Genomic DNA, 12,384 nt, shown 5'->3' with positions numbered 1-12,384 from the left:
GCTGCAGGCCGGATCAGGTCGCGACGTCGGGCACCACCGCGTGCCACCCGACAGGCTCAGGCTGCGATCACTTGCGTGCCGCCAGCGCTGCCGCCGCGCCCGCGCCCGCGCCTGCCCCCGGCGTCGGGTTGTTCAGGTACGGGAACTTGGTCAGGAACGGCGTGGCGGCCTGGTCGACGGCGTCGTGCAGGTTGTAGGCCGTCGTGCCCAGCGGCACGGCCTTGGGCTTGCACTTGGTGCCCAGGCCCAGCGCGTTGCCGTTGCCGTTGGCCATGCACAGCCCGCCCATCATCGCGACCAGCGAGATGTCGACGACGTCGTCTTTCGGCCGGCGGCCGTTGGGGTAGCCCGCCAGGTCGTTGCCGCCCGCCAGGATGTTGCCCAGCACGCCCAGCCGGTTCTGCTGCTCGTAGGGCACCGGCGGGATGCTGGTGTTCAGCCGCAGCATCTCCGAGGCCACCACGTTGGCCGGCTGGTTCACTCCTGGCAGGCCGGTGAGGAAGGTCGTGATGAGGTCGGTGCGCGGGTAGTTGGTCGGCGCGCTGTTCGGCAGAGGCAAGGCGATCTCCAGCAGCTTCGGCAGCGTGGGGTTGCTCACGTAGTTCAGGAACTGGCCGTCGCTCTCGGGCCTCGACGAGTTGAACTTGTCCTTGTCCTTCAGGCCGATCACCACCTCGTTGACCAGCGGCATGCCCAGGCGCGACACCTGCACCCAGTCGCCGGTGCTCTTGTCGACCTTGTTCAGGCCGGAGCGGGGCGTGTCGTCGATGTTGTGCGTCTGGCGCACGCTGGCGGTGGTCCAGCCGCCGATCACCGGCTCGCTGCCCTGCGTGACGCAGCTGATGGGCAGCTCCAGCGACAGCGTGGTGACGTTGTCGTCCGCGATGATGTTGGGGAACAGGCCGATCTTGCTCGGGTCGGTGATGACCTCGATGGGCGCGTTGACCAGGTCGAAGATCACGCCGAGGTTGACGGCGAAGCCCTCCGCGCGCTGGCCGACGAACATCCGGCCCGGCATGCCGCAGCCCGGGATGTTGATGTTGTAGACGTGCTTGGCGGCGTAGCCGGGGTAGTCGGCGATGGTCTTGGTGCCGATGTTGTCGGCCGGCTTGTCGAAGACGGTCGAGCCGTTGTCGGCGTTGGTGATCTGCCAGGGCTCGCCCTTGCGGCGGTCGCCCTTCATCATGATCACGCTGAAGGTCTGGGCCACGTTGAGGTTGGTGTCGCGCACGTTGGCGACCGGCCCGGCCTGGATCAGCGGGATGGCCACGCTCTTCTTGCCCGAAGGCAGCTCGATGCCCCTGCCCGCATTGGCCAGCGTGTTGGTGAAGCGGAACTGGAAGCTCAGGTCTTCCTTGGCGTCGCCGTTGTTGTCGAGGTGGATCTCGTACAGCGCGTTCTGATCCATGTCGAAGTAGTTCGGCCCGCCGTAGGCCGCCTGCAGCGGCTGGTAGTTGGCGATCAGCGTGACGTAGTTCGAGCGGCCCGTTTCGTAACTGCGGAACATGTAGAAGTCGGTGCCGTCGACCTTGGGCGCGCCGGTGATGAAGGGCGCCTCGCGGTGGCTGGAGGCCAAGGCCGGCACGGTGGCAGTGGCGGCCAGCGCCGCCGCTGCGGCCAGCGGTGCCAGGCGAAGGATCAGGGGAGTGGAACGGTTCATGACAGGGTCTCCTCGGTAGGGAAGGGCAGTTCACCGGCCAGCTCGGCTCGGCGTGACCCTGCTTACGCAGCGGTGGCGTGACGCGGATTCAGCGGCGTGAACCAACCCCGCGGCCCGCTGGGTGGCCTGCATCCGGTGGCCTGCCGGCTGCGTACGGCTTGCGCCGCGCGCGACAATCCGCGGATGAAACGATCCCAAGCTCGCTCCGTTCTCGGCCCCCGAGGGGCCCTTCAGTGCCTACGGGCGGCCGGGCGGCACTGACATGGCTTCAGACCCGAAAGTTCTCCAATGGCTGCCGGCGCAGGGGCGCCCCGAGCAGTTGATGCTGGTGTTCCATGGCGTGGGCGATTCCGCGGCCGGCATGGCACCCCTGGCCGAGGCGCTGCGGCGCGCCTTTCCGCAAGCGGCGGTGCTGGTGCCCGATGGCTTCGATCCCTTCGATGGCGACCCCAGCGGCGCAATGGGAGGCCGGCAGTGGTTCTCCCGCCTGGGCATCCACGAAGGCAACCGGGCCGAGCGCGTGCGGGCCGTGCTGCCTCGCCTGGCGGCCTTCGTGCGAGGGGCTCAGCAATCGACCGGGGTGGGGCCGGCAGCCACCGCGCTGGTCGGCTTCTCCCAAGGCGCCGCCTGCGCGCTGGAGCTGGCCCAGGCGGAAGACGGGCTCGCCGGCAGGGTGCTGTCCTTCGCCGGCCGCTACGCTGTGCTGCCCGAGCGGGCGCTGCAGCACACCACGCTGCACTTCTTCCACGGCAGCGATGACGAGGTCATCCCGGCCCACCATGCCCGCGACGCGATGCAGCGCATCGCCGAGTTGCAGGGCGACGCCACCATCGACATTGCCGAAGGCGTGGGACACGAGTTGCCGGCGGCGCTGGTCAACCGAGCCATCGAGCGGCTGCGCACCCACATCCCCCACCGCACCTGGGCGGCCGCGATGGGGGCCGTGCCGGGCCTGGCCGAGCGCCTGGCCGCCCGCAGCACCGATCCCGACGCCGAAGACTGATGTCGAGGCCAGACGACCTCGCCGCCTTGCGCTCCTGGGCGGCCGAGGCGCGCCCCGTCTTCATCTGCGGCCACGAGCGCAGCGGCACGTCGGCACTGCAGCTCGCGCTCGCGAGGCACCCGGCATTGGCGCCCGTGCCCGACGTCTACGAGACCTTCATCTTCAGCCGCACGCGCGAGTGGCTGGCCGATCCGCCGCACGCCATGCAGCAGGCTTACGTGGGTGGCCGCGAAGCGCTGGCGCGCCTGCGCGAATGGGCTGCACGGCTCGCGGGCGGCGCTGCGCACACGCTGGAGGAGGACGACCTGTTGCGAGCCTTCCTCGCCTTCGCCGCGCACGAGACCTACGCCGGCCGCCGGCTGCTGGAGAAGACGCCGACCCACGTGCTCTCGCTGCCGCGCCTGTTCCGACTCTTCCCGCGTGCGCAGGTGCTGGCCTGCGTGCGAGACCCGGTGGCGATAGCCGATTCGTACCGGCTGCGCCTGTCGCGCGAGCGGGCGCTGGGCAAGCCGAGGGAGGCCTGGAGCTGGCTGGAGCTCGGCATCGACGAACTCATCGTCCGGCTGCGCCGGGTGGACCGCGCGTTGAGAGACAGCGTGGCGTTTGCTCCCGGCCGGGTCTTCCTCGTGCCCTACGACTGGCTCACCGCGGTGCCGGCCGACGCGCTGGCGGCCATCTGCACCTTCATCGGCGAGCCCTACGACGAGGCGATGCTCGCCCCGCGCGCCCTCCGGCGCAGCCGCGTGGACGAGCGGCTCTCGCAGCCGATCTCGGCGGCGCCAGCAGCTCCTTCGCTGCTGGCCGAGGCCGAGCGCACCACCCTGCGCCGCGAAACCCACGGCCTGGCTGCGCGCTGGCGAGTGCCTGGTTGTCTTCCGGTCGGATCATCCTCAGCCGTGCTGCCGGAGAGGCCGTGAGACGCGGCCGGTGAAACGCGGTCCGTGACATCGCCCCTTCCTCGCCCCCTTTCGAACCTTCTGACCCATGCTCTTCCTGCTGTCTCCCGCCAAGACCCTGGACTATGAACGCCCGGTGCCGCCGGAACTCGCCAGGCGCGCCACTCGCCCGCGCTTCGTCGACGAGGCCGCCGAGCTGATCGACGTGCTGCGCGGCTACACGCCTGCGGCCATTTCCTCCTTGATGGAGCTGTCCGATCCGCTCGCCCAGCTCAACGTCGGCCGCTATGCCGCCTGGTCGACCCGTTTCACCGCCGCCAACAGCCGTCCCGCCGGCCTGGCCTTCGATGGCGATGTCTACGATGGCCTGCAGGCCCGGACGCTGGACGATGCGGATTGGACCTGGGCCCAGCGCCACCTCGTCATCCTGTCGGGCCTTTACGGCCTGCTCAGGCCGCTGGACAAGCTCCAGCCCTACCGGCTCGAGATGGGCACGCGCCTTCCGACCCCGGGCGGCGCGAAGGACCTGTACGGCTACTGGGGCGACACCCTGGCCGAGACGCTGAACGAGGTGCAGGCCAACGAGAAGTCGCCCATCGTCGTCAACCTGGCTTCGCAGGAGTACTCGCGGGCGGCGCTGCGGCCGGCGCTGAGGGCGCGTGTCGTCGAGTGCGTGTTCGAGGAGTGGCATGGAGGGCAGTGGAAGGTCATCAGCTTCTTCGCCAAGAAGGCGCGTGGGCTGATGGCAAGACACGCCATCCAGCAGCGGGCAGCGACGGTGAAGGCCCTGCGCGAGTTCGATGCCGACGGCTATGCCTTCGACGCTGCCGCTTCCGGGCGCGACCGGCTCGTCTTCCGCCGCGGCAAGGACTGAGCCTGCGAGGTGCAGGCATCCGCCCAGGGCAGCTCGGCCAGCAGCGCCTTGGCCGTGAGGTGCAGATCCCGTGCACCGGCCAGCCCGGCCAGCAGGGCATCCACCACCACCCGCACGCGCGGCGCCAGATAGCGCCGGTGCGGGTAGTGCAGGACCACCTCGCGGTCGCCGGGGTCGTGGATGTCCGCCAGCAGCAGCTTCAGCCGCCCACTTCGCAGGTAGGGCAGGGCGTGATGCAGGCCGGCCTGCACCACGCCGCAGTCCGCCAGCGCGAGATCCAGCACCGCGGCCGGGTCGCTCACGGCGAGTCGGGGTTGCGGCTGGATCTCGATTCGCCGGCCGCGGCGGGCGCTGCCGAAGAAGCGCCAGGCGCTCGGCGTGCTGCCGGCAAAGCGGACGGCGACGCACTCGTGCCTGCGCAGCTCCTCCACCGTGCGGGGCACGCCGGTGCGCTGCAGGTACGCCGGACTGGCCACCAGGGCCAGGGGCAAGGCGCAGATGCGGCGCGCCACCAGGCTGGAATCCTGGATGAAGCCGCCGCGGATGCCGATGTCGTAGCCCTCGGCCACCAGGTCCACAGGCCGGTTGTCCAGGTCCAGTTCGATCGTGAGACCCGGATGGGCGGCACCGAGCGCAGGCAGCAGCGGTAGCACCCATTGGCGGCCGAAGGCATGGCCCACCGAGATGCGCACGCGGCCGCTGGCTTCGGTCGCGCTTTGGGTGACGTCGGCCACTGCCTCGTCCAGCGCGCGCAGCGCGGCGCGGGCCTTGTCGAGAAAGCGCTCGCCCTCGGCCGTGAGGGCCAGGCGACGCGTGCTCCGCTGCAGCAGGCGAACGCCCAGTTGCGCCTCGAGCTTGGCCAGGCTCTTGCTGACGGCCGCAGGGGTCAGTTCGAGCCGCTCGGCCGCTGCTGCCAGGCTGCCCGCGCCGGCAGCCTCGACGAAGGCCAGCAATCCCTGAAGTTGCTTCATGGTCTGAATTCTCAACTCTCGCTCATGAATCCATCAAGTGCTGGTGACTTCCGGTTGTGCAGTCCACTGCCTACAGTCACCTCCATCGCAGGCCCGATGGGCGGGCCGCAAGGACGGAAAGGACGGACACCATGAAGATCGGAATCCTCGGCTCGGGCACGGTGGCGCAGACGCTGGCGGCCGGCTTCGCTCGCCACGGCCACGAGGTCATGCTGGGCACGCGGGAGCCGGCGAAACTGGCCGAGTTCGCCGCGCAGCATGCCGGTGTGAAGATTGGCACCGGCCCTGATACGGCGGCCTTCGCCGAGTTGGCCCTGCTGGCGGTCAAGGGCACCGCCGCCGAAGCGGCGCTCCACGGCGAGGTGAGCCGCCAGCTGGCGGGCAAGGTGCTCATCGACGCCACCAACCCGATCGCCGACGCACCGCCGGACCAGGGCGTGCTGCGTTTCTTCACCACGCTCGACGATTCACTGATGGAGCGCCTGCAGCGAGCCCACCCGGCGGTGCGCTTCGTCAAGGCCTTCAACTCCGTCGGCGCGGCGCTGATGATCGATCCCAAGCTGCCCGGCGGGCGCCCGACGATGTTCATCGCCGGCGAAGACGCCGAGGCCAAGCAAGCGGTGGCGGGCCTGCTGGAGCAGGTGGGCTGGGACTCGGCCGACATGGGCGGCGCGGTGGCCGCGCGGGCCATCGAGCCGTTGTGCATGCTGTGGTGCATCCCCGGCTTCCTGCGCAACGACTGGGTGCACGCTTTCAAGCTGCTCACCGCCTGAAGTCCGAGCGGCCTGGCCGCTCGAACTTCAGGCGGCCGTACATGGGCTCCCCCGGCCCCTTCCGAGCGGGGGCTCCAGCAGGCAATGGGCTCCCACCAGCCTCCCTCCGAGAGGGAGGCACTCGCGTGAATGACGAGCGCTCCATGCCTTTCGTCCGTCTGGCCGGAGCCCTCCTCACGGAGGGCTGGGTGGTGCAGTCGGACTGCCTGGAGCCCCCTCGCGGAGGGGGCCCGGGGAGCCCACGTGCACCCGCAGGGTTCGGGGCTGGCGCCCCGAACCCTGCGCGACAATGTCGGCATGACGACGACGACTGCCATCACCCCAGAGTTGCGCGCCTGGATCGTGGCCCAGGCCGAGGCCGGTTTCCCCCCCGAGGACGTGCTGGCCGCGATGAAGAAGAGCGGCTGGCCCGAAGACGTGGCGATCGAGGCCATGGAGTCCACGCTCACCGAGCACCTGAAGGCCAAGGGCCGGCCGATCCCCAGCCTGGAGCTGCCCGAGCCCGCCGTGGAAGACGGCTCCACCTGCCTGCTGGCCGATGGCCACGAGGTGAAGGTGCTGATGAGCATGCAACTGCCGCGGGTCATCGTCTTCGGCGGGCTGCTGACGCACGCCGAGTGCGACGAGATGGTCGAGCTGGCCCGCGGCCGGCTGACCCGCTCGGAAACGGTGGTCAACGAGACCGGCGGCAGCGAAGTCAACACCGCCCGCACCAGCGACGGCATGTTCTTCGCCCGTGCCGAGAACGCGCTGTGCCAACGCATCGAGCACCGCATCGCCCAGCTTCTGCGCTGGCCGGTGAAGAACGGCGAGGGCCTGCAGGTGCTGCGCTACCGGCCCGGGGCCGAGTACAAGCCGCACCATGACTACTTCGACCCCGTCCACCCCGGCACGCCGACTATCCTTGCGCGCGGCGGCCAGCGGTTGGGCACTCTGGTGATGTACCTGAACTCGCCTGTGCGCGGCGGCGCCACCACCTTCCCCGATGTCGGCCTGGAGGTCGCGCCGATCAAGGGCAACGCGGTGTTCTTCAGCTACAACGCTCCCCACGCCAGCACCAAGACGCTGCACGGCGGCGCCCCGGTGCTGGAGGGCGAGAAGTGGGTCGCCACCAAGTGGCTGCGCGAGGGCGAGTTCGTCTGAACTAGCTTTCTTCCACGGCTGCGCGGTAGGCATGCCAGCTGGCATGCCCGGCCACCGGGCCGACGACCAGCAGGCCGGCGAATCCCGGCAGCATCGCCAGCACCACCAGCACGGTCAGCAGCGCTCCCCAGAACAGCATCACGCCGGGCTGGCCGAGGGCGAGGCGCAGGCTGGTGAGTCCTGCGGTGATGGCGTCGGTGGGCCGGTCCAGGATCATGGGGATCGAGACCACGCTGACGGCGAAGATCAGGCCGGCGAACACCCCGCCCACGGCCAGGTAGGCGACGATGAAGCCGATGTTCTCCGGGTCCAGCAGGGCGAGCAGCGAGCCGCGGAAGTCCGGCATGCCGTCGAAGCTGAGCGCGAACACCACCAGCGAGGCACGGCCCCAGAGCATCTCCAGCACCAGCAGCACGAAGCCGAAGATCGCCAGCGTCCCGGTTCGCGTCTGCCAGGCGTGCAGCGAGGCCGCGAGGCTCGGCTGCTCGCCCCGCTCCAGCGCCCGGCTGGCGTGGTACAGCCCGAGGCACAGGAAGGGCCCCATCAGCAGGAAGCCGGCCGACAAGGCCAGCGTGTAGGCCGGCGCACGCTCGAACACCGCCAGCAGCGCCCATCCCATCGCCATGAAGCAGGCCCCGTAGAACAGGCCGACGCCGGGCGCGCGGCGGAAGTCCCGCCAGCCGAGCGCGAGCCAGCGCAGCGGATCGGCGAAGGACAGCGTGCGCAGCGGTGGGGTGAGGGTGCCCGCGGGCGTGGTGTCTACATCCATCCGGGCAGGTTAGGCAGCCGATCGGCACCCGTCCATCGGGCCGGTCCCGGGCCGGGCTTGAGCCAGATCAAGGCGCGGCGGGCGGCCTGGGCGGGCTCCTAGAATTCGCCCATGCCTGCCAGCGTGCTGAACGTCTCCGCCTACCGCTTCGTCCCGCTCGACGACCTCGAGGCCCGGCGCCGGCGCCTGTACGAGCACGCCGCCGCCGTCGGCCTCAAGGGCACGGTGCTGTTGGCCGAGGAGGGCATCAACCTGTTCCTGGCCGGCCAGCCGGAAGCTCTGCGCGGCTGGCTGGCTGCCTTGCGCGAGGACACGCCGTTTGCCGGCCTGGATGCCAAGGAAAGCTGGAGCGAAGGCTTGCCGTTCAAGCGGCTGAAGGTGAAGGTCAAGCGCGAGATCATCCGCATGAACATGCCGGCGGTGCGCCCGTCAGCCGCTCGTGCACCGGCCGTCGCCCCGAAGACCCTGGCGCGCTGGCTGCAAGCCGGCCGCGACGACGAGGGGAGGCCGGTGGTGATGCTCGACACCCGCAACGGTTTCGAGGTCGACGCCGGCGCCTTCCAAGGCGCGCTCGACTGGCGGCTCGATCGCTTCTCGGATTTCCCGGCGGCGCTGGCCGAGCGCCGCGCCGAGCTGGCCGGCAAGACGGTCGTCAGCTACTGCACCGGTGGCATCCGCTGCGAGAAGGCGGCGCTGGTCATGCAGGACCTCGGCGTGGAGCGCGCCTATCAGCTCGAAGGCGGGATCCTGCGCTACTTCGAACAGACCGATGGCGCGCCGCATTGGCGTGGCCGCTGCTTCGTCTTCGACGAGCGTCAGGAGCTCGACCCCGCGCTGCAGCCCGCGGTGGCGAGCGCATGAAGTTGCTGCTCTGGCGCGCCTTCGGCATCCTGCTGATGCTGACGGCGCTGGCCGTGCCGGTGGCTCGCGCGCCGGACAGGCCGGTCGAGACGCTGGTGGCGCGCTGGGCGCCACCGCCGTCGGACTTCATCGAGATCAAGGGCCAGATGGTGCACCTGCGCGACGAGGGCCCGCGCGACGATCCGCAGCCCATCGTGCTGATCCATGGCACTTCCGCCAGCCTGCACACCTGGGAAGGCTGGGCCGCGGCGCTGCGGGGCCAGCGCCGGGTCATCAGCTTCGACCTGCCGGGCTTCGGGCTGACGGGGCCCTTCGGCGGCTCCTACCCGACCGATGACTACCACGGCGACACGCTGGCGCGCTTCGTCATCGACCTGCTGGACCAGCTGGGCCTGGCCCGGGTGGTGCTGGCCGGCAATTCGCTGGGTGGCGAGGTGGCCTGGCGGGTGGCTTCGCTGGCACCGGGCCGGGTCGCACGACTGGTGCTCGTGGATGCTTCAGGCTACGACGTCCAGCCGATCGAGTGGCCCGTTGCGTTCCGGCTGGCGCGGACCCCGGTCGTCAGTGCCTTGAGCGAGTGGTTCCTGCTGCGCGGGCTGGTCGACCAGAGCGTGCGCAGCGTCTACGGCGACCCGGCCAGGGTCACGCCGGCCCTCGTCGACCGCTACTTCGAGCTGACGCTGCGCGAGGGCAATCGCCACGCGCTGCGCGAGCGCATGCAGCAGCTGGACGCGGGGCAGGAGGTGGGCCGCCTGTCGCAGCTGAAGCTGCCGACGCTGATCCTCTGGGGCGGGCGGGACCGCCTCATCCCGCCTCCGGTGGCGGAGCGGTTCCGGCGCGACATCGCCGGCAGCCGCCTCGTCGTCTTCCCCGAGCTCGGCCACGTGCCACAGGAGGAGGACCCGCAGCGGACCGTGGAGTCGCTGAAGGAGTTCCTCGGCCTTCGCTGAGTCGGCCGTGCGCCGCCGCAGGGATCGATAGACGGAGCAGCGCCGGGACGGCTTCTAGCGTCTGCCCGCTTGCGAGCCTGCCCGGGGAAAGGCAGCATGCAGGTCATGCACCGGAGGGATCGCCGACCAAAGAGTGGGCGGAGGTGCTGGAGCAGCCGTGGGCGCGCCATTCCTGGCGCGCTGATCGCGGCAGCTCTGGCAGCGCTTGCGCCCATGCCTGCCGCAGCCCGCGGCCCTGCGCCAGCGCCTGCGCTGGTCTGCCCCGATCGCCCCATCACCGTGGCGTTCTACGAGTTCGGTGCGCTCTATCGCGCCGCCGGCGGCGAGCGGGGCGAGGGCTTCGACGGCACCGGCATCGATGTGGACCTGATGCGCGAGCTCAAGCGCCGCAGCGGCTGCCGTTTCGAAGGCACGACGATGACCCGGGCCCGCATCTGGTGGGAGCTCGAAGGCGGCCGGCTCGACATGACGACATCGGGCATCGCCACGCCGGAGCGCGAGAAGCTCTACGCCTTCGCGCCTTACATCCAGCTCAGGCACACCGTCTGGATGCTGGCCTCGCATCCGCCGGTGCCGGGCGGCCTCGCCGAGTTCATGGCCAACCCGAAGCTGCGCTGGGGCGCCGTCCGAGGCTATCGCCACACGCCGGACTACGACGCGGCGCTCGACGAGGCGAGGGCGCAGGGCCGGGTGGTGGAGGCCACCGAGGACGCGGCCCTGCTGCGCCTGCTGGCCGAGGGCAGCGTGGACGCGGTGATCGCCCACGCCGTGGTGATCCGGGGCTACGCGGCACAGCATCCGCGCAAGCCGCAACTGGTGGCGCTGGACTGGGCGCCGCGAGGCTCCGTCGTGCCCGAAGGGCTGGTGCTGTCGCGGGCCCGTTTCAGCGAGGCGGAGATCGCGGCGTGGCGGCGCCTGGTGGGGGAGGTGGTGCGCGACGGCACGATGGCGCGCATTGCACGCCGCCACGTGCCGGAGGACGAAGTGGCCGAGCTGATCCCGCGCGACGACCTCAGCCGATGAGGGCGGCGAGCACTTCGGAGCGGAACTCGCGCTGGTACAGCACGAAGACGACGAAGGCGGTGGCCGCCAGGCAGGCCCAGGGCGAGAAGAACCACGCGATCAGCGCAAAGGCCATGTAGTAGGCGCGCAGGCCGTCGTTGAAGGTCTCGGCGGCCAGGCCCATGATGCGGCCGGCTCTCTCCGCGAACGCGTCCCTTTCCTCGTCGGTCCACGGATGATCGTGGGTCGGCGCCGCGGCCACCAGCAGCACGCCGAAGCTGTACTGCCGCATGCTCCAGGTGAAGCGGAAGAAGGCGTAGACGAAGATCGCCGTCAGCACGGCGACCTTGACATCGAACACGAGCACGGAGGTGCGGGCGGCGAAAGGGATCTCGCGAACGAATTCCGTGGCCTTGTCGGTCGTCCCGAGCACCGCCAGCAGGCCGCCGATGATCAGGATGGTGGTGGAGGCGAAGAACGAAGGGCTGGTCGACAGGTTCTGCGCCACCATGCCATCGACGACGCGGTTCTCGCGCGTGGTCGTGCGCCACATCCACTGGCGGCGCACCCGGTTGGTGGCCGCCAGGATCGAGGGCCGGCGGCCGGCCAGCCGGCCGGCGAAGCGGGCATAGCCAACCCAGGCGGCGAACAGCATGACGACGGCCAGCCAGTCGATGGCAGGCAGCAGGCCGAGGGCGTCGAGGGTGAGACTCATCCAGGCAATGTAGCGCCCATGACGACGCTGTCGATCAGCTCGATCGCGCCAGATCGAACACCAGCACGTTGGCGCCGCGCCCTGCGCCCAGCGCCAGCCGCGTCTCGCCATCCAGCGTCACCCCGTCCCCTGCACGCAGCCGATGCTCGCCATTGAGCGTGACTTCGCCCTCGGCGACGTGCACGTAGGCCAGGCGCTTCGGATCGAGCGCGAGCTCGGCCGACTCGTCGCCGTCGAAGAGGCCGGCGCGGATAGAGGCATCGGCATGCAGCGTGACCGAGCCTTCGCGGCCGTCCGGGGCGGCGACCAGGCGCAGCCGGCCCTGCTTGTCGGCCGGCCCGAATTCCTTCTGCTCGTAGCCCGGCTGCAGGCCGGCGCGTGCCGGCAGCAGCCAGATCTGCAGGAAGTGGGTGGTCTGGCCCTGGGCATGGTTGAACTCGCTGTGGCGCACGCCCGTGCCGGCGGTCATGCGCTGCACTTCGCCCGGGCGGATGGCGGTGCCATTGCCCATGCTGTCGCGGTGCGCCAGCTCGCCTTCGAGCACGTAGCTCACGATCTCCATGTCGCGGTGCGCATGGGTTCCGAAGCCGGTGCCCGGGGCGATGCGGTCGTCGTTGATGACGCGCAGGTTGCCCACGCCCATGTGGGCGGGGTCGTAGTAGTCGGCGAAGGAGAAGGTGTGAAAGCTCTTGAGCCAGCCGTGGTCGGCGACGCCGCGGTCCTCGGCCTTGCGAACGGTGATCATGGGTCTTACCTCCTGTTGTCGA

Annotated in this window: 13 protein-coding genes; 8 read left to right on the top strand and 5 right to left on the bottom strand. The window is 70.3% G+C overall.

All coding sequences use genetic code 11. The features are described from left to right. Positions 1-67: 67 nt before the first annotated feature. Positions 68-1,660 (bottom strand): DUF4331 domain-containing protein, encoded by a 1,593-nt coding sequence (locus ACS5PM_RS00765; protein WP_439384404.1) that lies wholly within the window; start codon positions 1,658-1,660, stop codon positions 68-70. A 262-nt stretch (positions 1,661-1,922) separates the two neighbouring features. On the opposite strand from ACS5PM_RS00765, the gene ypfH reads away from it, so the two are divergent. The 3 genes from ypfH to yaaA all read left to right on the top strand — a co-directional run bounded on the left by ypfH (position 1,923) and on the right by yaaA (position 4,433). Then, positions 1,923-2,663 (top strand): esterase, encoded by a 741-nt coding sequence (gene ypfH / locus ACS5PM_RS00760; protein WP_439384402.1) that lies wholly within the window; start codon positions 1,923-1,925, stop codon positions 2,661-2,663. Beyond that, the gene (locus ACS5PM_RS00755; RefSeq protein WP_439384400.1) at positions 2,663-3,580 is read left to right on the top strand and encodes a sulfotransferase family protein; all 918 of its coding nucleotides are present in this window, start codon (positions 2,663-2,665) and stop codon (positions 3,578-3,580) included. Before ypfH ends, ACS5PM_RS00755 begins: the two co-directional genes overlap by 1 nt. Before the next feature lie 67 nt (positions 3,581-3,647). After that, complete coding sequence (gene yaaA / locus ACS5PM_RS00750) at positions 3,648-4,433, top strand: peroxide stress protein YaaA (protein WP_439384398.1); 786 nt, start codon at positions 3,648-3,650, stop codon at positions 4,431-4,433. Here yaaA and ACS5PM_RS00745 read toward each other — a convergent pair. Beyond that, the gene (locus tag ACS5PM_RS00745) at positions 4,370-5,404 is read right to left on the bottom strand and encodes a LysR family transcriptional regulator (protein ID WP_439384396.1); all 1,035 of its coding nucleotides are present in this window, start codon (positions 5,402-5,404) and stop codon (positions 4,370-4,372) included. The genes yaaA and ACS5PM_RS00745 overlap by 64 nt on opposite strands. A 131-nt stretch (positions 5,405-5,535) precedes the next feature. Here ACS5PM_RS00745 and ACS5PM_RS00740 point away from each other — a divergent pair, with 131 nt between their 5' ends. Then, positions 5,536-6,177, top strand: coding sequence for an NADPH-dependent F420 reductase (locus ACS5PM_RS00740; protein ID WP_439384394.1), 642 nt, complete (start codon positions 5,536-5,538; stop codon positions 6,175-6,177). Positions 6,178-6,474: 297 nt separating this feature from the next. Further along, positions 6,475-7,320, top strand: coding sequence for a 2OG-Fe(II) oxygenase (locus ACS5PM_RS00735; protein ID WP_439384392.1), 846 nt, complete (start codon positions 6,475-6,477; stop codon positions 7,318-7,320). Between the two features lies 1 nt (position 7,321). Here ACS5PM_RS00735 and ACS5PM_RS00730 read toward each other — a convergent pair whose 3' ends face one another. Continuing rightward, the gene (locus ACS5PM_RS00730; RefSeq protein WP_439384390.1) at positions 7,322-8,089 is read right to left on the bottom strand and encodes a DUF2189 domain-containing protein; all 768 of its coding nucleotides are present in this window, start codon (positions 8,087-8,089) and stop codon (positions 7,322-7,324) included. Positions 8,090-8,200: 111 nt separating this feature from the next. Here ACS5PM_RS00730 and ACS5PM_RS00725 point away from each other — a divergent pair, with 111 nt between their 5' ends. From ACS5PM_RS00725 to ACS5PM_RS00715, 3 genes are all read left to right on the top strand, one after another. Next, positions 8,201-8,950 carry a sulfurtransferase gene (locus ACS5PM_RS00725; RefSeq protein WP_439384388.1) on the top strand — a complete coding sequence of 250 codons (750 nt, stop codon included), beginning with the start codon at positions 8,201-8,203 and terminating at the stop codon, positions 8,948-8,950. Further along, complete coding sequence (locus ACS5PM_RS00720) at positions 8,947-9,900, top strand: alpha/beta fold hydrolase (protein WP_439384386.1); 954 nt, start codon at positions 8,947-8,949, stop codon at positions 9,898-9,900. The genes ACS5PM_RS00725 and ACS5PM_RS00720 overlap by 4 nt, the downstream gene beginning before the upstream one ends. A gap of 213 nt (positions 9,901-10,113) precedes the next feature. Continuing rightward, positions 10,114-10,923 (top strand): substrate-binding periplasmic protein, encoded by an 810-nt coding sequence (locus ACS5PM_RS00715; RefSeq protein WP_439384384.1) that lies wholly within the window; start codon positions 10,114-10,116, stop codon positions 10,921-10,923. On the opposite strand, the gene ACS5PM_RS00710 is transcribed toward ACS5PM_RS00715, so the two are convergent. Next, positions 10,913-11,617: a DUF599 domain-containing protein gene (locus ACS5PM_RS00710; protein WP_439384382.1), complete on the bottom strand. Its 705-nt coding sequence runs from the start codon at positions 11,615-11,617 to the stop codon at positions 10,913-10,915. The two genes, ACS5PM_RS00715 and ACS5PM_RS00710, sit on opposite strands and share 11 nt — an antisense overlap. 34 nt (positions 11,618-11,651) lie before the next feature. Continuing rightward, entirely contained in the window at positions 11,652-12,362 is a 711-nt protein-coding gene (locus ACS5PM_RS00705) for a pirin family protein (protein ID WP_439384380.1), read from the bottom strand. Between the last annotated feature and the right edge of the window lie 22 nt (positions 12,363-12,384).

This window comes from Ideonella flava (genome assembly GCF_051857595.1).
In the GTDB taxonomy this organism is placed as follows: domain Bacteria; phylum Pseudomonadota; class Gammaproteobacteria; order Burkholderiales; family Burkholderiaceae_C; genus Ideonella.
Note: the sequence above shows the minus strand (reverse complement) of the source record. Positions and strands in the feature narration are given on the sequence as shown.